Here is a 19,657-nt window from a genome sequence, read left to right on the forward strand (position 1 = left end):
CAGATGCGGTGACGCGGGCGCTCCGCCGACGCCCGCGCCGCCGCGTCGTCTCAGTCCGCGGCGCCGGCGAGACCCATCACGTCGAGCAGCCAGGCCAGCTCGAACGCGCGCTCGCGCCAGGAGTTGTACCGGCCGCTGACGCCGCCGTGACCGGCGACCATCTCGCACTTGAGCAGCGCATCGGCGCCCACCTCCCGCAGTCGCGCCACCCACTTGGCCGGCTCGACGTAGAACACGCGGGTGTCGTTGAGCGAGGTCACGGCCAGGATCCGCGGGTAGTCGACGCCGTCGCGCACGTTCTCGTAGGGCGAGTACGACTTCATGTACGCGTAGACGTCGTCGTTGTGCAGCGGGTCACCCCACTCGTCCCACTCGATGACCGTGAGCGGGAGGGAGGGGTCGAGGATCGTCGTCAGGGCGTCGACGAACGGGACCGCCGCGACGATTCCGGCGAAGAGGTCCGGTGCGAGGTTGGCGACCGCACCCATCAGCAGCCCGCCGGCGGACCCGCCCTCGGCGACCAGGCGGTCGGGGGAGGTGAATCCGCGCGACACGAGGTCGCGGCCCACGGCGACGAAGTCGGTGAACGTGTTCCGCTTCTGGAGGAGCTTGCCGTCCTCGTACCACTGCCGGCCCATCTCGCCGCCGCCGCGCACGTGCGCGATCGCGAAGACGACGCCCCGGTCGAGCATCGACAGGCGCGCGACCGAGAAACCGGGCTCGATGGAGTGCTCGTACGAGCCGTATCCGTAGAGGTGCAGCGGGCGGGGCGCATCGCCCAGCTCGCCGAACGACCGCTTCCAGACCAGCGACACCGGGATGCGGGTGCCGTCTTCGGCCGTGGCCCACACGCGCTCCTGGGCGTACTCGTCCGCGTCGTAGCCGCCGAGCACCGGCTGCTGCTTGCGGAGCAGCAGCTCTCCCTGCGCCACGTGGTAATCGAAAACCGTGCTGGGGGTGACGAACGAGGCGTAGCCGAGCCGGATCACGGGAGGCGCCCACTCGGGCGATCCCGAGGCGCCGACGGCGTACAGCTCCTCGTCGAACCCGATCTCGCGGACCGCATCGGTCGCGTAATCGAGGATGCCGACGCGCACGAGCCCGTCGCGACGGTACTCGGCGATCGCCCAGTCGCGGTAGGCCGACACGTCGAGCAGGCGGCGACCCGGCTCGTGCGCCAGGACGACGTGCCGTTCACCCGTCGGGTCGGATGCCGCGACACGCACCAGCTCGAAGTCGAGGGCTCCGTCGTTGTGGACGATGTACAGGACGTCCTCGCCGTCCACGATCGCGTGCGTCAGCGAGTACTCGACGCCTTCGCGCCGGGGCCAGACCGACTGCGGCTCGGCGGTCAGGTCGTCGGCCGGGACCAGGAACTCCTCGGATGTGATGGACGATCCGACACCGATGACCAGATAGCGGTCGCTGCGGGTGAACCCGGCACCGACCCAGTAGCGGTCGTCGGGTTCGGTGAAGATGACGCGGTCGGATGCGGCATCCGTCCCCACCTCGTGGAGCCACACCGTGTCGGGGCGCCATGCATCGTCGACCGTCGTGTACACCACGAAGCGTCCGTCGGGGGAGAAGACCGCCCCCGAGAACGTCTTCTCGATGACGTCGTCGAGGTCGGCGCCCGTCGTCAGGTCGCGGATGCGCAGGGTGTAGCGCTCGTCCCCGGCCACGTCGACGCCGTACAGCATGCGCGTGCCGTCGTTCGTGATGTCGAGGCTCCCGAGCGAGAAGAAGTCGTGACCGGCCGCCTCGGCGTTGCCGTCGAGGAGGATCTGCTCGCCGGGAACGTCGGCGTCGGGGGAGAGGAGCGGCGGCGTCCAGTCGTCCTGGTCCGCGATGGGGGCACGGCAGTGGATGCCGTACTGCTGGCCCGCCACGGTGCGGCCGTAGTACCACCAGTCGCCGCGTCGGGAGGGGACCGACAGATCGGTCTCGAGCGTACGGTCTTTGATCTCCTCGAAGATCCGCTCCCGCAGCGACTCGAGGTGATCCGTGCGCTGAGCCGTGTAGGCGTTCTCCGCCTCGAGATGCGCGATGACCTCGGCGTCCTCCTTGTCGCGGAGCCATTCGTACCGATCCTCCACGGTGTCGCCGTGGTGGGTGCGGGTCGAGGGGCGGGCGTCGGCGACGGGGGGCTGCGGGGCGTCGGTGGTCACCGTTCCACGCTAACGGACCGCTCGGCCGGGTCGTGGGTTATCTCTCAGCCCAACGTGTGCAAGGATTTCTCCGGCCCGACTGAACGACTGATGACGTCAGGGTGAACTCTTCGTTCGCACGCCGATCGCCGCGGCACCCGTTTCCCCCCGAACTAAGACGGAAAGCGAACTGTGGAAACCGCAGCCCTCATCGTCGTCCTCGTCATCGCACTGGCGCTCTTCTTCGACTTCACCAACGGCTTCCATGACACCGCGAACGCCATGGCGACCCCGATCGCGACGGGCGCTCTGCGCCCGAAGGTCGCGGTCCTGCTCGCCGCGTCGCTGAACCTCGTCGGAGCGTTCCTGTCCACCGAGGTCGCCAAGACGATCTCGGGCGGCATCGTCCGCGAAGACCAGATATCCGTCGACATCTTCCCGGCGATCATCTTCGCGGGACTCGTCGGCGCCATCACGTGGAACATGCTCACGTGGCTGCTCGGGCTGCCCTCCAGCTCGTCGCACGCCCTGTTCGGCGGCCTCATCGGCGCCACCCTGGTGGGCGCGAGCGTCGCAGCGATCGACTTCGGCGTCGTCCTGTCGAAGGTCGTCCTGCCGGCCCTCATCGCGCCGCTGACGGCCGGCATCATCGCCTTCGCCGCCACGAAGATCGCGTACGCCGTCACGCGTCGCTACGACTCCAAGCCCGATGGCCGCGACGGCTTCCGCTGGGGGCAGATCTTCACCTCGTCACTCGTGGCGCTCGCGCACGGCACCAACGACGCGCAGAAGACGATGGGCGTCATCACGCTCGCGATGATCACCGTCGGATGGCAGTCCGCGGCCCATCACGAGCCGCAGCTGTGGGTCGTCGTCGCCTGCGCGGTCACGATCGCGCTCGGCACCTACATGGGCGGATGGCGCATCATCCGCACGCTCGGCAAGGGCCTGACCGACGTGAAGCCCGCGCAGGGCTTCTCGGCCGAGGCATCCACCGCCTCGACGATCCTCGCCTCGAGCGCCCTCGGCTTCGCGCTGTCCACCACCCAGGTCGCATCCGGCTCGGTGATCGGCTCGGGCCTCGGCCGCCGCGGGTCGAAGGTCCGGTGGCGGACCGTCGGTCAGATCGCGGTCGGCTGGCTGCTGACGCTGCCCGCCGCCGGTGGCGTGGGCGCCCTGGCCGCTCTGCTCGTCGTGTGGTTCGGCGACCTCGTCGGCGTGATCATCGGGGCCATCGCCGCCGTCATCATCATCCTGGCGATCTTCCTCCGCTCACGCCGCAACGAGGTCACGTCGTCGAACGCGATGAGCGAGGTCGCGCACTCCGGTCGTGCCGTCAAGGTCAAGCGCAACCCGCCGCCCACGCGTCGGCAGCGCCGGGCCGAGAAGGCCGCCCGCGCGGGCAAGAACGCGAAGGCAGGGAAGGCGGGCCCCGCCGGCGAGTCGTCGGAGGCTCCGGCGGCGGACGGCCCCGAGGTCACCGTGCCCGACATGGCGGGGTCCGCGACGCCCGACACCGCTCCGGCCGCGCCCCCCATCACCACCGCTCGCGACGACGAGGGAGAGACCCGATGATCGACTGGTTCGCCTTCCTCCAGGTGTTCGTCGCGGCGATCATCGCGGCGACCATCGTCGTCACGTTCTACGCCGTCGGTCTGCGCCTGCTGGTCCGGTCCGGTCACGCGCCGGTCGTGGCACCGGCCGAGTTCACGGACGCCATCGCGGTCATCAGCGAGAAGGAGCGGCGCCGCGCCGCGAAGGCAGCGGCGAAGGCCGCCAAGAAGAGTCCACTCACCGTGGGGCAGAAGCGGTTCGCCCTCGTCGGCGCGTACGCCGCGTTCTCGGTGAGCGGTCTCGCCGTGCTCGGCGGCCTGCTGCTCATCCTCTTCAACCACTGAGCGCGCGGCGGGACGTCCGGACCGATCCGTAGGCTGAACCCATGCAGCCTGTCTCCTTCGGTCAGCACGCGCCTGCGTCACGGTCCCTCGTCCACCTGAGCGACACGCACCTGCTTGCGGGGGATGCCGCGCTCGGCGGACGCTTCGACTCCACCGCCGGCATCGTCGCGGCGCTCGCCGCGGTGGAGCGCACCGGCATCCGTCCCGACGCGATCGTCATCACGGGCGATCTGACCGACCTCGGCGAACCCGCCGCGTACCGCCGCCTCCGCGACCTCGTCGAGCCGGTCGCGGAGCGATTGGGCGCCCCGCTCGTGTGGGTCGCCGGCAACCACGACGAGCGGCCCGCGATGCGGGAGGGGCTGTTCGATCAGCCCGGCACCGAGGATCCCGTCACCGGCGTATGGGACCTGGGTGGTCTCCGCCTGATCGCGCTCGACTCGACGGTGCCCGGCTGGCACCACGGCGAGCTCGACGCCGCGCAGCTCGCGTGGCTGGCCGACGTCCTCGCGGAGCCCGCGCCGCTCGGCACGCTGCTCGCGCTGCACCACCCGCCGCTGCCGAGTCACCTGCCGCTGTTCGACATCCTCGAGCTGCAGCGACAGCACGAGCTGGCCGAGGTCATCGCCGGGACCGACGTCCGCGGCATCATCGCCGGCCACCTCCACTACTCGACGAGCGGCATGTTCGCCGGCGTCCCCGTGACCGTCGCCTCCGCCACCTGCTACACCATGAACCTGCAGCGTCCCGCGGTCGAGGTCAACGGCATGGATGCCGGACAGTCGTTCCACCTCGTCCACGTCTACGACGACACCATCACCTCGAGCGTCGTCCCCGTCGTCGAAGCGGAGACCGGGGATTTCTTCTCGTCGGAATGGGTGGCGCACATGGCATCCCTCACGCCCGAGCAGCGCCTCGAGGAGTTCTCGCGCAAGCGTCGGTAACGACCGCTTGACTTCGAGCGCGCTCGAAGTCCTACCGTGAGGGCATGTCCCTTCTCTCCTCGCCCTCTCCCGCGACGGGTCTCACGATCGCCGACGCCGCGGCCGCCAGCGGCCTGACCGTGCACACGCTCCGCTACTACGAGCGGGCCGGACTCATGCTGGCGCCCATCGACCGCGCCTCCTCGACCCATCGGCGCTATTCGGAGGCGGACGTGAACTGGGTGCGCTTCCTCGTGCGACTCCGCTGGACCGGGATGCCCATCGCGACCATGCGCCGCTACACCGAGCTGGTGCGCGAGGGGGATGCCACCATCGCCGAGCGGCGGCAGCTGCTCCTGGATCACCGCGAATCCGTCCGGCGGAACCTGCAGGAAGTCACGGCGAGCCTCGCCGCCATCGACCACAAGATCGACATCTACGACAGGGAGATCTCATGAACACCACCACACTCGGAACGAACGGACCTCAGGTCAGCCGGCTCGGCCTCGGCCTCATGGGCATCAGCGCCTTCTACACGGGGGCGGGACAGGACGACGCGGGTGGGGCGCGCACGATCATCGGTGCACTGGACAGGGGGGTGACGTTCCTCGACACGGCCGAGATCTACGGCCCGTACGCGAACGAGGAGCTCCTCGGCGCCACCCTCGCCGAGGCGGGCCGCCGCGACGAGGTGGTCATCGCCACCAAGTTCGGCACCATCCGACACGCGGATGGCGACGAGCCCGGACTCGACGGCAGCGCAGCGAACGTGCGGGCGTCGGTCGAAGGCTCGCTGCGCCGGCTGCAGACCGATCGCATCGATCTCTACTACCAGCACCGGATGGACCCGGCCGTGCCGATCGAGGACACGGTCGGAGCCCTCGCCGAGCTGATCACGGCGGGGAAGATCCTCGGATACGGCCTCTCCGAGGCCTCCGTCGCCACCGTGCGACGCGCTCATGCCGTGCATCCGGTGACCGCCGTGCAGACGGAGTACTCGCTGTGGTCGCGCGACCCCGAGGTCGAGCTGCTGCCGGCGCTGCGGGAGCTGGGCATCGGATTCGTGCCGTACTCGCCCCTCGGCCGGGGCTTCCTCACCGGGGCGATCCGGTCCACCGACGCCTTCGCCGAGGGCGACTTCCGCCGGAGCAATCCGCGATTCGCCGAGGACGCCATCGCCGCCAATCTCCGGATCGTCGAGGAGATCGAGCGCGTCGCCGCGGACGCGGACGCGACGCCCGCGCAGGTCGCGCTGGCGTGGCTGCTCGCTCAGGGTGATGACATCGTCCCGATCCCCGGTACGCGGCGTCTCGAGCGGCTGGAGGAGAACATCGCCGCGGCGCAGCTGCAGCTGACCGCCGAGCAGGTGGCGGCGCTGAGCGCGGTGGTCCCGCCGGTCGGCGACCGCTACGCGGACATGTCGCCGCTGAACCGCTGACCAGGCCCGGTCGAGCTCCCTGCGCGCCGCCCGTGTCCGCGGCGGCGCGCAGGTAGGCTCGGGGAGACCCCCGCAGCACTGTGAGACCCACGAGGACACGACACATGGCACTGGACGCAACGACGCGCACGGAGACCGATTCGCTCGGTTCGATGGAGATCCCGGCGGATGCCTATTGGGGCATCCACACCGCCCGGGCGCTGGAGAACTTCCCCATCTCGCAACGACCCATCTCCGTCTACCGGGACCTGGTCGTCGCCCTCGCCATGGTGAAGCAGGCCTCGGCGCGCGCGAACCGGGAGATCGGCGTCCTGGAGGAGACGCACGCCGACCTCATCGACCAGGCATCCCAGCGGGTGATCGAGGGCGAGTTCCACGACCAGTTCGTCGTCGGCGTGATCCAGGGCGGTGCCGGGACCTCGACGAACATGAACGCGAACGAGGTCATCACCAACGTCGCGCTCGAGATCGCGGGCCGCGAGAAAGGCGACTACGCCTTCCTCTCGCCCATCGACCACACCAACCGCAGCCAGTCGACCAACGACGTCTACCCGACCGCGATCAAGATCGGGCTGGGGCTCGACCTGAAATCGCTCCTCGAGGAGCTCGACCTGCTCCGCCAGTCGTTCCTGGCGAAGGCCGGCGAGTTCCACGACATCCTCAAGGTGGGTCGCACCCAGCTGCAGGACGCCGTGCCGATGACCCTCGGGCAGGAGTTCCATGGCTTCGCCACGACGCTCGGCGAGGACTACCACCGCCTGCGGGAGAATGCCTCCCTCCTCTACGAGGTCAACATGGGCGCCACCGCGATCGGCACGGGGATCACGACGCATCCCGATTACGCGGGGTCGGTGCTGAAGCACCTGCGGGAGATCAGCGGCCTCGATCTCGAGACCGCGGCGGACCTCGTCGAGTCCACGAGCGACACGGGTGCCTTCATGTCGTTCTCGTCCTCGCTCAAGCGCAATGCGATCAAGCTCTCCAAGATCAGCAACGACCTCCGCCTGCTCTCCAGCGGTCCGCAGGCCGGCTTCGGCGAGATCAACCTGCCGCCCCGCCAGGCCGGGTCGAGCATCATGCCCGGCAAGGTCAACCCCGTGATCCCCGAGGTCGTGAACCAGATCGCCTACGCCGTGGCCGGTGCCGACCTCACCGTCACGATGGCCGTCGAGGGAGGGCAGCTGCAGCTCAACGCCTTCGAGCCGGTCATCGCGCACTCGATCTTCCAGTCCATCACGTGGATGCGCCGCGGGATGCGCACGCTGCGCGTCAACTGCGTCGACGGCATCACCGCCAACCGCGAGCGGCTCGGTGCGATGGTCGGGTCGTCGGTCGGCGTGGTCACCGCCCTCACCCCGTTCATCGGCTACGCCGCCGCGGCGGCTCTTGCCAAGACGGCCCTGCTCACCAAGCGGAACGTCGGCGACCTCGTGGTCGAGGCCGGTCTCATGTCGCGAGAAGACGTCGCCAAGCAGCTGTCGCCGGCGCGACTGTCGGGCCTGCAGGTGGCGACCCGCGCGATTCCCATCATCAGCGCGACCGGCGACGTCGACGGGAACTGACGATCGCTTGGTGCGGGAACCCCGCGCCCAGTAGCGTCGAGAACACACATCGGCCGATCATCGACCAGAAGGACATTTCATGACCGACCCCAACCAGCCGCCGCAGAACACGCCTCCGGCGTACGAGGCACCCGCCTACTCGGCGCCCGCCTACCCGAACGCGCCGCAGTACGGCTCCGGCGGGCCCGCTCCCGACGCGCCGGTCCCGGGCAAGACGCTCGGCATCGTCGCGTTCGTGCTGTCCTTCTTCGTCCAGCTCGTCGCGCTGATCCTCGGCATCATCGCGCTCGTGCAGAGCCGCAAGGCCGGTCACAAGAACGGCTTCGCCCTGGCGGCCATCATCATCAGCGTCGTCCTCGGCGTGATCGCCATCATCATCGCGATCATCGTGATCAGCACGCTGGCGACCGTCGGCGGCGACGTCAACCAGGTCATCGAGCTCTGCATGCAGAACGGCGGCGGCACCGTCGAGCTCTACGGCCAGCAGTTCGACTGCGAGCAGCTGCTCCAGAACTGAACGCCCCGCGAAGCGGCGGTCCTCTTCCGGGGGCCGCCGCTTCCGCGTCCGCGCTCCGTCGTCAGTCGGTGATGCGGCAGAAGGTGGTGAGCTCGCCGATCCCGTCGATCCCGACGGTCACGGTGGAGCGGTCGCGCAGGAAGATCTGCGGATCGCGGGAGTAGCCGGCGCCGCCCGGGCTGCCCGTCGAGATGAGCGTGCCGGGCAGCAGCGTCGCGGACCGCGAGAGGTACGAGACGAGCTTCGCGACAGGATGGATCATCTGTCCGGTCGACGCGTCCTGCACGGTGCGCCCGTCGACGACGGTCCAGATGTGCAGGTCCTGCGGGTCGGGGACCTCATCGGCCGTGACGACGAACGGGCCGGTCGGGGTGAAACCGTCGAACGACTTGCACCGCGACCACTGGGCCTCGGAGAACTGGATGTCGCGCGCGGTGATGTCGTTGACGACCGTGTAGCCCCAGACATGGTCGAGCGCGTCCTCGAGCGAGACGTCCCGGGCAGCCGGGCCGACGATGACGCCCAGCTCGGCTTCGTAGTCGACGGACTCGCTCAGCGAGCGCGACCAGGTCGTGGTGTGCCGGTGTCCGCTGAGCGAGCCAGGCCAGAGGGTGAAGATCGTCGGGGCGGCGTCGGCCTTCAGCCCGAGTTCGCTGGAATGCGCGGCGTAGTTCAGGCCGATGGCGATGGTCACCGGGTTGTCGAGGATCGCCGACGCGAACACGGGCTCGTCGAGTGGATGCCACGTCGCCGACGACGCGCCGGCGCGGACCCGCTCGAGCAGCGCCTCACCGCCCTCGATGAGCTCCTGCAGCGCGGACGGCGCGCCGTCGAAGAGGTCCGACACCACGGTGGCACGGTCGGATTCGACCAGGACCAGCTGCGGATCGTCGGCACCGTCGGGGACAACGTGGGCGAAGCGCATGCCTCAAGGCTACCGTCGCGGACGGCATGCGAGACCGCCCCGTGCACCCCGGGCCCCGCCTCTAGGCTGAGCGGATGACGTACCCGTCGCCGCTCGCACAGCCGCCTCACGCGATCCCCGCCGCGCCGCCGGTCGCCACGATGGCGCGGCCGCTGCCCGTCCCCGCGAAGTCGAAGGGGCGCATCGTGCTCTGGCTCGCCGCAGCCGTCCTCCTGGTGCTGTGCGTCGGACTCGTCGCATACCTCCTGACCTTCCTCGGCGCGGCCGCATCCGTCATCGCCGGCATCCTCGCCCTCATTCCCCTCGGCATGGTCCTGCTCGCGGTGCGTGCCATCGACCGCTGGGAACCCGAGCCCCGCGCACTCCTGTTCTTCGCGGTGGCCTGGGGGGCGATCGCCGCCGCCGTCCTCGCCCTGGCCGTCGACCTGGCGCTGACGCTCGTCCTCGGCCCCGAAGGAGTCCCCGGGACGATCTCCGCCGTCGTCCAGGCGCCCATCGTCGAGGAGGTCGCGAAGGGCATCGGTGTGTTCCTGATCTTCGCGGCCGCGCGGCGCGCGTTCGACGGTCCCGTCGACGGGGTCGTCTACGGCGCCCTGGTCGGGGCGGGCTTCGCCTTCACCGAGAACATCCTCTACTTCGCTGACAGCCTGATCGTCGGGGGAGTGGGCGAGACGGCCATCACGTTCTTCCTGCGCGGCATCCTGTCGCCGTTCGCGCACGTCATGTTCACCGCGCTGATCGGTTACGGGCTCGGCCTGGCCGCGCGCGCCGGCTACTCGCGCGTGGCGGCCCTCGGGCCGTGGACCGCCGGTCTCGTGGCGGGGATCGTCCTGCACGCCCTATGGAACGGGTCAGCCGTCTTCGCCGACTTCTTCGGCCTGTACGTGACCCTGCAGGTGCCGCTGTTCCTGCTGTTCACGCTCGGGGTGGTGCTGCTGCGCCGTGAAGAAGCCCGGCTCACGCGGGAGCGGCTGGGGGAGTATGCGAGCGTCGGCTGGTTCTCCCCGGCCGAGGTGGAGATGCTCGCCACCGGGGCAGGACGCAGCAAGGCGATCGCGTGGGCGCGGACCCTTCCCGGCGACCGCTCGGCGCTGATGCGCCGCTTCATCGCGGAGGCGACGGCTCTCGCGGCCGCGCGTCAGCGTGCCATCAGCGGACGCGATGCCGCGGCGTCGGCCGATGAGCGCGTCTACCTGGAGCGGACGACGGCCGTGCGCGAACAGCTGCTCGCCCGCTGATCACTCGGGTGCCCCGACCAAGACTCAGCGCCCGGAGCTGCGGCGATGCCTGCAAGTCTTCCCGGGCGCTGAGTTGGTCTGCGGCAATCATCGCTCCGGTCCCCGCGGGTGTCAAGAGTGGTCGGCTCCTCGGCCGCCGACGAAGGGATTTTGCATTCACGGAAATACAATCGGATGCGCGTGCGTTGCGCTCTCCGACAGCCGGACATCCCGGACGACAGACGAAGGACGATCATGACCGACTCCACCACCCTCGACATCCCCGGTTACAAGGCAGGCACCTGGGTGCTCGACGCCTCGCACAGTGAAGTGGGCTTCAGCGTCCGTCACATGATGATCTCGAAGGTGCGGGGTCACTTCGACATCAAGGAGGCGACCCTGGTCGCCCCGGCGAACCCGCTCGAGGCCAAGCTCGACGCGAAGGTCGACGCCGCATCGCTGACCACCAAGGACGAGGGTCGTGACGTGCACCTGCGCAGCGCCGACTTCTTCGACGTCGAGAACCACCCCGTGATCACGTTCAGCTCGACCGGCGTCCGGCTCGAGGGCGGCGACTTCCTCGTCGACGGCGACCTGACCATCAAGGGGATCACGAAGCCGATCACCTTCACCGTCGACTTCGGCGGCTTCGGGGTCGACCCGTGGGGCAACTACAAGGCCGGCGCGACCGCCAAGACCGTCATCAACCGCGAAGACTTCGGGCTCACCTGGAACGCCGCCCTCGAAACCGGTGGCGTGCTCGTCGGCAAGGACGTCGCCATCGAGCTGGACCTCCAGGGCTCCATCCAGGCCTGACCTCGCGTTGACCGCCGTCCTCGCCTCGGGTTGGATGGGAGCATGACTGCAGACCGCACCAAGCCCGAGATCGACGCGCCGCTCGATCCCGCCCCGAACGACCTCGTCGTCCGTGACCTGATCCAGGGTGATGGAGCCGAGGCGAAGGCCGGCGACACCGTCACGGTTCACTACGTCGGTGTCGAGTACGTCTCCGGCGAGGAGTTCGACTCCTCCTGGAACCGCGGCGAGAGCATCCAGTTCCCGCTGCGCGGCCTCATCCAGGGCTGGCAGGACGGCATCCCCGGCATGAAGGTCGGCGGTCGACGTGAACTGGTCATCCCGCCGCACCTCGCGTACGGACCGGCCGGGGGGCACTTCCTCGGCGGCAAGACCCTCATCTTCATCATCGATCTGCTCGACGTCGCCTGAGCGACGACGACGCGACCCGGCCGGGGAACCGGCCGGGTCATCGTCGGGGAAGGGATGAGATGGCGCTCTGGGGACGCCGGATCCGCACCGTCGCGCTGACGGCGGTGCTCGTGATGGGCGCCTCCGCGCTCCAGGCATCCGCCGCGGTCGCCGACCCGGCACCCGCCGTGTCGGCGGCCGCGTCGCCGGTGCCCGCTCCGTCGGCATCCCCGTCTCCGGAGCCCGTGACGGTCTACGGGTATTACCGCACGCCGTGGACCACGGATCAGAGCGTCTACGAGGTTCGGACGGACGGCTCGGTCCGCCGGCTCTCCGTCGCGCAGTGGGACCGTCTCGGCAAGCCGAAGCGTGCCGTCGCGCCCGTCTCGTACGTCCGCGCATCGTGGTCGCGGACGGTCTACGGCCTGCTCACGTGGCCGCATCACAAGGGCGACCGGGCTGTCGACGACGTGGTGACGCTGGATGCCGCGGCCCTCAGATCCGTCGGCACGCCAACCAGCCGTGTCGTCGGGCACGTGCCGACGACCCGGTACTCGCGCTACGTCTCGGGACCCAAGGATCTGTACGCGCGCACCCCCGACGGCGTCCGGCACCTCCTCACCGCCAGGGAGCGGGCGGCAGCCGGCTCGCCGAAGCCGCACGACGTCGTGCCGGGGGGCTACTACCGTGCGAAGTGGTCGAAGAACGTCCACTTCGTCGCCGCCTCGGGTGCCCAGCGCGTGATCAGCGCCGCGACGTACGCCGCCGCCGGCAAGCCGCAGGTGTCGATCGCGCCGACCGTCTACGCCCGCACGCCCTGGTCATCGACGGTCCACGCCCTGATCACGTGGCCGCACCGCCCCGGTGACCGCAGCGTCGACCAGGTCGTCCGCCTCACCGCAGCGACGTACGCTGCGGCGGGCAGACCGCGGACGACGACGCGCTATCGGATCCCGGGGGATTCGTTCGTGCGCCTGACGGTCGGCGACACGGTCTACCACCGCCTGAGCGGCACGCTCACCCCTGTCACCGCGTCGCAGTGGCGCGCGGCCGGATCGCCGAAGGTCCGCTCGGTGCGACCGGCGAAGCCGGCGCACATCCGCGACATCCTCATCGTGAACAAGTCGCTGCCATTGCCGTCGTCCTATGGGAACGGCCTCCGCCCCGAGCTGACGCGCGCCTTCTCGACGATGAAGGCGGCAGCGCGGAAGGACGGGGTCTCGCTGACCATCATCTCGGGCTTCCGGTCCTACGCCACGCAGAAGAGCGTGTTCGCGAGCAAGGTGCGTCAGCACGGCCGGGCGGCGGCAGAGAAGCGATCCGCGCGCCCGGGGCACAGCGAGCACCAGACGGGCCTCGCGATCGATGTGAACTCCATCTCGCAGGCGTGGGGCGAGACGAAGGCCGGCAGGTGGGTGGCCAAGCACGGTCCCGAGTACGGGTTCATCGTCCGCTACCCGAAGGGCAAGGAGAAGGTCACCGGCTACCGCTGGGAACCCTGGCACCTCCGGTACGTCGGCACCGCCGTCGCGAAGAAGCTGACATCCGCCAAGCTCACCCTGGAGGAGTACCTCCGCGTCCCTTCGCGGTACTAGCGGCGCTGTCGGGAGCGATGGCGGCTGCGGCGCCGCCGGCATCCCGTCGCCTTCGCAGCCGTCCCTGCGCGAGCAGGATGCCGAGGAAGACCAGCAGCGCACCCGCCGGCTCGTTCCAGCCGAGGCGCTCGCCGAGGAGGACGACCCCCAGGACGACGCCGACGACCGGGGTGATATAGGTCACCGTCGACGCCCGGGTCGGTCCCCACGCGCGGACCACGTTCTGGTTCCAGATGTACGCGACGCCGGTGCCGAAGCAGCCCAGCAGCACCAGGCTGACCACGATGCCGAGGTCGAGTCGCACCGGCGAGAGCGCGATGAACGGGGTGAGCAGCAGCATCACCACCGCGGCGATCCCGATATTGAGGAACGAGAAGACGAGGGCCGACATCCCGGTGTTCGAGGCGAAACGGCGCATGTAGGCGAGGCTGAAGCCGTAGCAGGCGGTCGCGCCCAGGATCGCGAGCTCCGCGATGAGACTCTGCGCGCCGTCGAGGCCCCGCCAGGGGGCGATGATCACCATCACACCCGTGATGCCGACGAGGATGCCGGCGATCTGACCCGCGGAGAGCCGCTCGACCCGGAACACCGCCCACGCCATGACGGCGGTCATGATCGGGGTGGTGGCGTTGAAGATGCTGGCGAGACCGGACGTGACGTGCTGCTGCGCCCACGAGAACAGCAGGAACGGGACGACGCAGAACGAGACGGCGAGGACGGTCAGGTGTCCCCAGACCGCCAGCCGCCGCGGCAGCCGCTCTCGACGGAGCAGCACGAACAGGCCGAGGGTCAGACCGCCGAGCACGAGCCTGCTCCAGGCGACCTGCGCGGGGGAGATGCCCTCGAGGGCGACCTTCATGAAGAGGAAGCTCGACCCCCAGATGATGCCGGTCAGCACGAACTGCCACAGGATCCTGCCGTCGCGCGGTCTGGTCGCGACGAGCGCCGGCGGAGGGGAGGTCGTGGTCACGGGCCGACTGTATCGCCGGAGGCCGACATGTGCGGCGGGGCGCCGACGCGACGACCGGAATCCGCTGGAACGTGGCGGGATCCTGTCGCTGCGGCGGCCCGGTCACCCCGGGGGCCCGTGACTGGTAGACTCTTGTGGTTGCCGTTCGATCGGCCGCGGATAAAGAGAGCCCACGCATCAGGCGGAGGGCGCCGCGCAACGAAGAGGAAGGGGATCACCTATGGCACTGGAAGCAGACGTCAAGAAGGCGATCATCGAAGAGTACGCGACGCACCCCGGTGACACCGGATCCCCCGAGGTGCAGGTCGCGATGCTGACGCAGCGCATCAAGGACCTCACCGAGCACCTCAAGGAGCACAAGCACGACCACCACTCGCGTCGTGGGCTGTTCCTGCTCGTCGGTCAGCGCCGCCGTCTCCTGGGCTACCTCCAGGACGTCGACATCAACCGTTACCGCTCGCTCATCGAGCGCCTCGGTCTCCGTCGATAAGGCATCCGCCAGCGTAATATCGCGCAAAACATTCTTGAGAAGGCCGCCCCTGGTGTGGGGCGGCCTTCGTCATTCCCGGCCCGGCCGGTTCCGCCCGGCCCCAGCCGTCGCGTCCCCGCCGCCGTCGCTTCCGCCGTCGGCCATGGTGCGGATGCACGACCGGCGGGGCGGATGCCGGTTCGCCGGCCGCCGACGGCGACATCAGCACCACTGATCGTGCACGGGTACCGGGACGGGTCGGCGCGTGCGCATCCACGCCGGCACGACCGGCGGGGCGGATGCCGGCTCGCCGGCCGCCGACGGCGACATCAGCACCGCTGATCGTGCACCGGTATCGGGACGGGTCAGCGCGTGCGCACCCACGCCGCCGCGTCGGCGGGCAGGATGCCGCGGGGGACCGGCTCCGTCGAGAACACGACCTCGCCGCCGGGCAGTCGCACCGGGCGGTCGCCCATCGCGAGGACCACGGTGACCGCCGGACCTTCGGCGAGGACGGCGTCGCCGACCCGCCGCCAGCGCAGGCCGGCGCCCGGGACGAGCGCACCGGCGGCCACGAGGTCGCGGCGCGCGGCGACGGCGGCCCGGAACGACGAGAGCGGAGACGCGGCATCCGTCTCCTGCGCCTGCACGGCGAAGCTTCCCCAGTCCGGCGGGACGGGCAGCCACGGACGGGCGGCACCGGGAGCGGAGAAGCCGTGGGCGTCGGCGTCGTCGGCCGTCCACGGCAGCGGGACGCGCGCGCCGTCGCGGCTGACGCCGCCGGAATGCCACATGGGGTCCGCACGCGCATCCACGGGGACGTCGACCTCCGGCACGGCGAGCTCCTGGCCCTGGTAGACGTAGACGGCGCCCGGGAGTCCGAGCAGGGCGATCAGCGCCGCATGCGCACGGCGACGCCCTCTCTCGCCGCCGGCGAAGCGGGTCGGCGTGCGCACCACGTCGTGGTTCTCGAGCGCCCAGGTCGGCGCGCTGCCGTGGTCCGCGCGGACGGCGTCGAGCAGCGTTCCCGCGTCGACCCAGGCCTGCGGATCCCAGCCCAGCCGGACGAACACGAAGGCGAACGACTGGTGCAGCTCGTCGGGGCGGGTGTAGCGCGCGGCGCGGATCGGATCGAGGTTGACCTCGCCGACGAGCAGGCGCTCGGGCGCATACTCCGCCGCGATCCGCCGCCACCGGCGGTACACGTCGTGCACGAGCTCCTGGTCCATCGTGAGCGCGTTGGATCGGAGGCCGTCGATGACGGTCGGGACGGTGGGTGAATCCGGCAGTCCCGGCGCCTTGAACAGCCCGTGCGCGACGTCGACGCGGATGCCGTCGACACCCCGGTCGAACCAGAAGCGGAGGATCCCCTCGAAGTGGTCGCCGACCGCCGGATCGTCCCAGTTCCAGTCCGGCTGGCCGGCCGAGAACAGGTGCAGGTACCACTCGCGGTCCGCTGCGTCGCCGGGACGAGCCCGCTCCCATGCGGAGCCGCCGAAGACGCTCAGCCAGTTGTTCGGCGGCTCGGCGCCGTCCGCGCGCCCCTCCCGGAAGTGGAACAGCCGTCGTGGCGGCGATCCCGGCCCCGCCGCCAGTGCCGCCTGGAACTGCGCGTTCTCGGTCGACGTGTGGTTCGGGACGATGTCGATCAGGACACGGATGCCGTAGGCGTGGGCTGCCACGAGGAGTTCATCGATGTCGGCCAGGGTCCCGAACAGCGGGTCCACCGCGCAGTAGTCGCTGATGTCGTAGCCCTGGTCGACCTGCGGCGAGCGCTGGAAAGGCGTCAGCCAGAGGGCGTCGATGCCGAGGGACGCGAGATACGGCATCCGTCCGATGATCCCGCGGAGGTCGCCGACGCCGTCGCCGTCCGCGTCGGCGAAGGAGCGAGGGTAGACCTCGTAGACGACCGCGTTCTGCCACCAGGTCATCCCGGCACCCTAAGCGGGCAGGGGCGGCGGCGCAACGGCGGGATGTCGGGTCGGCGTGCCGCCGTCAGGAGCGCGCCGCGACGAGGTCGGCGTGCCAGATCTCCGCCACGTCGGGGTGCGCCCGGAGTCGCGATTTCAGTGCGTTCTCTCCGTGCAGGCCGTGGATCGGGTTGCGGGGGTCCCGCGAGACGCCGCGGGCCTGCGCGGCGAGCTCCGCCGGCAGCTCGATCGGGGGCAGCCGGGCGTCCAGCGAGGGGTTGAAGAAGAACGGCACCGAGATGCGGTCCTCGGGGGCACGGGGCGACACGACCCGGTGATTGGTCGCGGTCAGGTACCCGCCGGTGGCGTGCTCGAGGAGCTCTCCGATGTTGACGACGAACGCGCCGGGCACGGACGGGGCATCCACCCAGCCGCCGTCACGCTCGACCTGCAGGCCGCCCTTGCCCGGCTCGACCCACAGCAGGGTGAGCACGCCGGAGTCCTTGTGCGCACCAACCCCCGCTGCGGCTCCGGCTCGGCGGAGCCCGGGTACCGGACGATCTTCAGGAGCGTCTGCGCCTCCCCGAAGTGCTCGTCGAAGTAGGAGGCCTCGGCACCCAGGGCCTCCGCCCAGGCGCGGAGGAGCGTGCGCGACACATCCGACAGGATCGCGGTCCACTCCTCGGTGATCCCGCGCAGCTCGGGCTGCGCGGACGGCCACAGGTTCGGACCGACCAGGATGGCGTGGTCGGGGGCGTCGGGATCCGTGATCGCGGGGAGCTCGGGACCGATGTCGATCTGCTCGCGCCAGTCGACGCGGCCCTGCGTGCGCTCGCCGCCCACGCGGGTGTAGCCGCGGAAGTGCGGGCTCTTCGTGTTCTCGATCTCGAGCTTCGCGTCCTCGGGCAGGGCGAAGAAATCGCGTGCGGCGTGGTGGAGTCGGGCTTCGAGTTCGGGGGAGACCCCGGTCCCGGTCAGATAGAAGAACCCCACCTCGTGCGTCGCCCGCCGCAGATCGGCGCGGAAGCGCGCCGCGGCGTCGGGGCCCTGGTCGAGAAGGGAGAGATCGAGGACGGGAAGGTGCTGCGCGGACATCGTCCGAGGATAGGCAGACGGGAACGGGGCGTCGGCGAATGTTGCCGTGGGTTACCGCGCCGGTCAGGAGAACGGCGCTGCGACCCGGTTGCGGTGATAGTCGAAGATGATGCTCGTGCGGGTGTTCGCGACGCTCCGCTGTGCGGACAGATGCTCCACGACGAAGGTGCGGACCTCGCTCGAATCCGCCACGGCGATGTGGATCAGGAAGTCGTCCGAGCCGCCCAGGAAGAACACCTGGATCACCTGCGGGAGGCCGCGCACCTCGGTGGCGAAATCGACGATGCTGTCGTGGCGGGAGCCGGGGCGCAGGGTCACATGCACGATCGCCTGCAGCCCGGCACCGATCACGCGCTGGTCGACGCTGGCGTGGAAGCCCGTGATCACCCCGCGCTCGAGCAGGCTGCGGGTCCGGGCGTGTGCGGTCGAGGGGGCCACGCCGACCCGGACGGCGAGGTCGGCGTTGGAGAGCCGTCCGTCGGCGGCGAGCGCGTCCACGATCGCGCGATCGATGTCGTCGAGCGCATCGGGGTGCCGAAGATCCTTCGATCCGGCAGGCTGCGCGGGCGTCATCCCGGCTCCTTTCGCGGCCGTCTCGGGTGTTCTCCCGAAGATCCTCCCATTCTCGGCCGCACCTGCGGAAGAGTCACGAGAATCTCCTCATCACTCGAGGACGAGGAGCAGAACCGGATGCGCGTCGGAATCCCCACCGAGACCAAGAACAACGAGAACCGCGTGGCCATCACGCCGGCGGGCGTGGACGAACTCGTCGGGCGCGGCCACGATGTCCGCGTGCAGTCCGGCGCCGGTGCGGGATCGCGGATCCGGGACGAGGACTACGCGGCCGCCGGGGCGACCATCGTTCCGACCGCCGCAGACGTGTGGAACGACGTCGACCTGCTCGTCAAGGTGAAGGAGCCCGTCGCCGCGGAGTACGGCTTTCTCCGGGAGGACCTCACCCTGTTCGCGTATCTGCACCTGGCCGCGGATCGGGCGCTCACCGACGCCCTGCTCGCCTCGCGCACGACGGGTGTCGCCTACGAGACGGTGCAGCTGCCCGATCGGAGTCTTCCCCTCCTCTCCCCGATGAGTGAGGTCGCCGGTCGCATCTCGATCACCGTGGGCGCCTACTCGCTCATGAGCGCCGCCGGCGGACGCGGCACGCTGCTGGGAGGCGTGGCCGGCACGCCCAAGGCGAAGGTCCTCGTCATCGGGGGCGGGGTGGCGGGGGAGCACGCCGCCGCCAATGCGCTCGGCATGGGCGCCGAGGTCACCGTCATCGACGTCTCGCTGCCCCGGCTGCGCGAGCTCGAGAAGCGGTACCCCGGCCTGCACACGCGCGCGTCGAGCCGCTACGCGATCGCCGAGCAGGTGGAGGTCGCCGACCTCGTCATCGGGTCGGTGCTCGTGCCGGGAGCCGCTGCGCCCAAGCTCGTGACGACCGACATGGTCGCCTCGATGAAGCGCGGCGCGGTCCTCGTGGACATCGCCATCGATCAGGGCGGATGCTTCGAGGGCTCGCGGCCCACGACCCACGACGACCCCACGTTCGCTGTTCACGACGCGCTGTACTACTGCGTGGCCAACATGCCCGGCGCGGTGCCCGAGACGTCCACGCGTGCACTGACCAACGCGACCCTCCCGTACGTCGTCGCGCTCGCCGATCGCGGGTGGGATGCCGCGGCCGCGGCGGACCCCGCGCTCGCGAAGGGCCTGAACACCGTGGCCGGGCGCGTGGCGAATCAGGGCGTGGCGGACGCCTTCGGGCTGCCCTTCGCCCCCTGA

18 protein-coding genes and 1 pseudogene are annotated in these 19,657 nt (G+C 70.2%); 13 read left to right on the forward strand and 6 right to left on the reverse strand.

The window, feature by feature from the left end; translation table 11 throughout:
* Positions 1-50: 50 nt before the first annotated feature.
* Positions 51-2,168, reverse strand: a complete 2,118-nt coding sequence (locus AB3M83_RS05690) for a S9 family peptidase (RefSeq protein WP_412945808.1) — start codon at positions 2,166-2,168, stop codon at positions 51-53.
* 171 nt (positions 2,169-2,339) lie between these two features.
* On the opposite strand from AB3M83_RS05690, the gene AB3M83_RS05695 reads away from it, so the two are divergent.
* From AB3M83_RS05695 to AB3M83_RS05725, 7 genes are all read left to right on the forward strand, one after another.
* On the forward strand, positions 2,340-3,722 hold the full coding sequence (locus AB3M83_RS05695) for an inorganic phosphate transporter (RefSeq protein WP_412945810.1): 1,383 nt from the start codon (positions 2,340-2,342) through the stop codon (positions 3,720-3,722).
* A complete protein-coding gene (locus tag AB3M83_RS05700; protein ID WP_412945812.1) occupies positions 3,719-4,045 on the forward strand; it encodes a peptidase in 327 nt (108 codons plus the stop codon). The genes AB3M83_RS05695 and AB3M83_RS05700 overlap by 4 nt, the downstream gene beginning before the upstream one ends.
* Positions 4,046-4,086: 41 nt before the next feature.
* Entirely contained in the window at positions 4,087-4,989 is a 903-nt protein-coding gene (locus tag AB3M83_RS05705; protein WP_412945814.1) for a phosphodiesterase, read from the forward strand.
* Positions 4,990-5,033: 44 nt separating this feature from the next.
* The gene (locus AB3M83_RS05710) at positions 5,034-5,426 is read left to right on the forward strand and encodes a MerR family transcriptional regulator (protein ID WP_412945816.1); all 393 of its coding nucleotides are present in this window, start codon (positions 5,034-5,036) and stop codon (positions 5,424-5,426) included.
* Positions 5,423-6,406 (forward strand): aldo/keto reductase, encoded by a 984-nt coding sequence (locus AB3M83_RS05715; RefSeq protein WP_412945818.1) that lies wholly within the window; start codon positions 5,423-5,425, stop codon positions 6,404-6,406. Before AB3M83_RS05710 ends, AB3M83_RS05715 begins: the two co-directional genes overlap by 4 nt.
* Before the next feature lie 104 nt (positions 6,407-6,510).
* Positions 6,511-7,968 carry an aspartate ammonia-lyase gene (locus AB3M83_RS05720; RefSeq protein ID WP_412945820.1) on the forward strand — a complete coding sequence of 486 codons (1,458 nt, stop codon included), beginning with the start codon at positions 6,511-6,513 and terminating at the stop codon, positions 7,966-7,968.
* A 79-nt stretch (positions 7,969-8,047) separates the two neighbouring features.
* The gene (locus tag AB3M83_RS05725) at positions 8,048-8,485 is read left to right on the forward strand and encodes a DUF4190 domain-containing protein (RefSeq protein ID WP_412945822.1); all 438 of its coding nucleotides are present in this window, start codon (positions 8,048-8,050) and stop codon (positions 8,483-8,485) included.
* Between the two features lie 61 nt (positions 8,486-8,546).
* Here the strand turns inward: AB3M83_RS05725 and AB3M83_RS05730 are convergent, their stop codons facing one another.
* Positions 8,547-9,410 (reverse strand): fumarylacetoacetate hydrolase family protein, encoded by an 864-nt coding sequence (locus tag AB3M83_RS05730; RefSeq protein WP_412945824.1) that lies wholly within the window; start codon positions 9,408-9,410, stop codon positions 8,547-8,549.
* A 74-nt stretch (positions 9,411-9,484) separates the two neighbouring features.
* On the opposite strand from AB3M83_RS05730, the gene AB3M83_RS05735 reads away from it, so the two are divergent.
* The 4 genes from AB3M83_RS05735 to AB3M83_RS05750 all read left to right on the forward strand — a co-directional run bounded on the left by AB3M83_RS05735 (position 9,485) and on the right by AB3M83_RS05750 (position 13,428).
* Complete coding sequence (locus AB3M83_RS05735) at positions 9,485-10,648, forward strand: PrsW family intramembrane metalloprotease (protein WP_412945826.1); 1,164 nt, start codon at positions 9,485-9,487, stop codon at positions 10,646-10,648.
* Positions 10,649-10,882: 234 nt separating this feature from the next.
* A complete protein-coding gene (locus AB3M83_RS05740) occupies positions 10,883-11,443 on the forward strand; it encodes a YceI family protein (RefSeq protein WP_412945828.1) in 561 nt (186 codons plus the stop codon).
* A 42-nt stretch (positions 11,444-11,485) separates the two neighbouring features.
* Positions 11,486-11,854 carry an FKBP-type peptidyl-prolyl cis-trans isomerase gene (locus tag AB3M83_RS05745; protein WP_412945829.1) on the forward strand — a complete coding sequence of 123 codons (369 nt, stop codon included), beginning with the start codon at positions 11,486-11,488 and terminating at the stop codon, positions 11,852-11,854.
* 59 nt (positions 11,855-11,913) lie between these two features.
* Positions 11,914-13,428: a M15 family metallopeptidase gene (locus AB3M83_RS05750; protein ID WP_412945831.1), complete on the forward strand. Its 1,515-nt coding sequence runs from the start codon at positions 11,914-11,916 to the stop codon at positions 13,426-13,428.
* Here the strand turns inward: AB3M83_RS05750 and AB3M83_RS05755 are convergent.
* A complete protein-coding gene (locus tag AB3M83_RS05755) occupies positions 13,388-14,398 on the reverse strand; it encodes a DMT family transporter (RefSeq protein ID WP_412945833.1) in 1,011 nt (336 codons plus the stop codon). The two genes, AB3M83_RS05750 and AB3M83_RS05755, sit on opposite strands and share 41 nt — an antisense overlap.
* Positions 14,399-14,618: 220 nt before the next feature.
* Between AB3M83_RS05755 and rpsO the strand changes: the two genes are divergently transcribed.
* Positions 14,619-14,888 carry a 30S ribosomal protein S15 gene (gene rpsO, locus AB3M83_RS05760; RefSeq protein ID WP_018187174.1) on the forward strand — a complete coding sequence of 90 codons (270 nt, stop codon included), beginning with the start codon at positions 14,619-14,621 and terminating at the stop codon, positions 14,886-14,888.
* Positions 14,889-15,232: 344 nt separating this feature from the next.
* On the opposite strand, the gene AB3M83_RS05765 is transcribed toward rpsO, so the two are convergent.
* The 3 genes and pseudogenes from AB3M83_RS05765 to AB3M83_RS05775 form a co-directional block, all read right to left on the reverse strand.
* A complete protein-coding gene (locus AB3M83_RS05765) occupies positions 15,233-16,798 on the reverse strand; it encodes an alpha-amylase family glycosyl hydrolase (RefSeq protein WP_412945836.1) in 1,566 nt (521 codons plus the stop codon).
* A gap of 64 nt (positions 16,799-16,862) precedes the next feature.
* A pseudogene (locus tag AB3M83_RS05770) lies at positions 16,863-17,872 on the reverse strand (isopenicillin N synthase family dioxygenase).
* 63 nt (positions 17,873-17,935) lie between these two features.
* On the reverse strand, positions 17,936-18,445 hold the full coding sequence (locus AB3M83_RS05775; protein ID WP_412945837.1) for an Lrp/AsnC family transcriptional regulator: 510 nt from the start codon (positions 18,443-18,445) through the stop codon (positions 17,936-17,938).
* 117 nt (positions 18,446-18,562) lie between these two features.
* Between AB3M83_RS05775 and ald the strand changes: the two genes are divergently transcribed.
* Complete coding sequence (gene ald / locus AB3M83_RS05780) at positions 18,563-19,657, forward strand: alanine dehydrogenase (RefSeq protein WP_412945839.1); 1,095 nt, start codon at positions 18,563-18,565, stop codon at positions 19,655-19,657.

It is taken from the genome of Microbacterium pasadenense, assembly GCF_047246565.1.
Lineage (GTDB): Bacteria > Actinomycetota > Actinomycetes > Actinomycetales > Microbacteriaceae > Microbacterium.

Excerpts from the sequence above, each read along its gene's own strand:
- AB3M83_RS05735 (WP_412945826.1), top strand. The coding sequence starts at position 9,485 with ATGACGTACCCGTCGCCGCTCGCACAGCCGCCTCACGCGATCCCCGCC.
- AB3M83_RS05775 (WP_412945837.1), bottom strand. The coding sequence starts at position 18,445 with ATGACGCCCGCGCAGCCTGCCGGATCGAAGGATCTTCGGCACCCCGAT.
- AB3M83_RS05715 (WP_412945818.1), top strand. The coding sequence starts at position 5,423 with ATGAACACCACCACACTCGGAACGAACGGACCTCAGGTCAGCCGGCTC.
- AB3M83_RS05740 (WP_412945828.1), top strand. The coding sequence starts at position 10,883 with ATGACCGACTCCACCACCCTCGACATCCCCGGTTACAAGGCAGGCACC.
- AB3M83_RS05745 (WP_412945829.1), top strand. The coding sequence starts at position 11,486 with ATGACTGCAGACCGCACCAAGCCCGAGATCGACGCGCCGCTCGATCCC.
- AB3M83_RS05710 (WP_412945816.1), top strand. The coding sequence starts at position 5,034 with ATGTCCCTTCTCTCCTCGCCCTCTCCCGCGACGGGTCTCACGATCGCC.
- AB3M83_RS05765 (WP_412945836.1), bottom strand. The coding sequence starts at position 16,798 with ATGACCTGGTGGCAGAACGCGGTCGTCTACGAGGTCTACCCTCGCTCC.
- AB3M83_RS05750 (WP_412945831.1), top strand. The coding sequence starts at position 11,914 with ATGGCGCTCTGGGGACGCCGGATCCGCACCGTCGCGCTGACGGCGGTG.
- rpsO (WP_018187174.1), top strand. The coding sequence starts at position 14,619 with ATGGCACTGGAAGCAGACGTCAAGAAGGCGATCATCGAAGAGTACGCG.
- AB3M83_RS05700 (WP_412945812.1), top strand. The coding sequence starts at position 3,719 with ATGATCGACTGGTTCGCCTTCCTCCAGGTGTTCGTCGCGGCGATCATC.
- AB3M83_RS05730 (WP_412945824.1), bottom strand. The coding sequence starts at position 9,410 with ATGCGCTTCGCCCACGTTGTCCCCGACGGTGCCGACGATCCGCAGCTG.
- AB3M83_RS05705 (WP_412945814.1), top strand. The coding sequence starts at position 4,087 with ATGCAGCCTGTCTCCTTCGGTCAGCACGCGCCTGCGTCACGGTCCCTC.
- AB3M83_RS05720 (WP_412945820.1), top strand. The coding sequence starts at position 6,511 with ATGGCACTGGACGCAACGACGCGCACGGAGACCGATTCGCTCGGTTCG.
- AB3M83_RS05725 (WP_412945822.1), top strand. The coding sequence starts at position 8,048 with ATGACCGACCCCAACCAGCCGCCGCAGAACACGCCTCCGGCGTACGAG.
- ald (WP_412945839.1), top strand. The coding sequence starts at position 18,563 with ATGCGCGTCGGAATCCCCACCGAGACCAAGAACAACGAGAACCGCGTG.